Here is a 1,289-nt window from a genome sequence, read left to right as displayed (position 1 = left end):
GGAGATACGCCGTCGGAGCGCTCACCGAAGCGACGTTCAGTCCCTGCCAATGCTGCCGCACCCGACACATGGCCTGGTCGAAACGTGCCTGGTCGATGGGCTTCAGCAGGTAATCGATGGCATTCGCGTCGAACGCGCGCAGGGCATGCTGCCCATACGCCGTCGCAAAAACGACCATCGGCAAGGTACTGCGCTGCATCCCGTGCAGCAGACGGAAGCCGTCCATGCCCGGCATGCGGATGTCCAGGAACAGCAGCTCCGGCTCCAGGGCCGCGATAGCCTGCTTCGCCTCGGTGGCGTTGCCGCATTCGCCGACGACGTCGATATCCGGATGCGACGCCAGCGCCTGGCGGAGTGCGAGCCGGGCCAGCATCTCGTCGTCGACCAGCAGCGCCCGAATGGCAGGCGCACTCATGCCGCCTGCTCCCGGTAGGGGAAGCGCATCTCGACGCGCGTGCCGCCGTCGGCACGTCGCGACAGCTCCAGCGTGGCCGACCCGCCGAACAGCATGTCCAGCCGCGTTCGTGTGTTGCCCAGGCCGATGCCGTCCTTCGCGCCTTCCGGTGGCAGGCCCAGACCGTCGTCATCGACCTGGACGTGCAGGTCGTCACCGTGGCGACGCGTCACGATGTGCAACGTGCCGCGCTCGGGTTTGTCCAGCAGGCCATGGCGTAACGCGTTCTCTACGAGCGGTTGCAGGATCATGTTGGGCACGAGGGCACGCACCGTATCGCTGGCGACGTCCATGTGCGTCACCAGGCGATCCTGGAAACGCACCTGCTGGATGCCGAGATAGCACTCGAGGAACTCGAGCTCGCGTGACAGCGGCACCTGCTGCGCGTGCCGTTCCTCCAGCGTGAGCCGGAGGAAATCGCTCAACCGGGAAATCATCAGGCGTGCCTGCATCGGGTCGGCGAGTGCCAGCGCCGAGATCGCATTCAGCGTATTGAACAGGAAATGCGGCTGTAGCTGCACGCGAAGCGTCTGCAACTGGGACTGCACGAGTTGGGTTTCCAGGTACGAATTGCGCAGTCGTTCGTCGCGCAGACGCTGCTGCGAGTCGATCGCGCGAAGCAACACCAGCAACACCCAGTAAGTGATGAAACTCAGATGGGCGTTGTAGACGAACTGCATGAGCACGAAGGCACCGAAGGTCATGCCCTTCATGGACGCCGACGGCCCGCAGATCGCCCAGTACAACGACAGCGTGAGCAGCACCTGCGCCGTCGCCAACACCGCGCCCGCCGGTAGGTGGATCGCGAAGAAGCGTCCCCAACCGCCCTTCGCGG

General features: G+C 64.9%; 2 protein-coding genes. Both read right to left on the bottom strand.

The features are described from left to right. Nucleotides 1–415 (bottom strand): LytR/AlgR family response regulator transcription factor (locus tag AC1DT2_RS23690; RefSeq protein WP_477299135.1); only part of this gene is annotated, 415 nt, incomplete at its 3' end. Next, nucleotides 412–1,289, bottom strand: an 878-nt coding sequence (locus AC1DT2_RS23685) for a sensor histidine kinase (RefSeq protein ID WP_477299133.1), incomplete at its 5' end; no start/stop codon positions are given. The genes AC1DT2_RS23690 and AC1DT2_RS23685, both read right to left, overlap by 4 nt.

The sequence above is a fragment of the Luteibacter sp. P4_E6 genome (assembly GCF_056401535.1).
The sequence above is the reverse complement of the archived record's forward strand: the minus strand, read 5'-3'. Positions and strand labels throughout refer to the sequence as shown.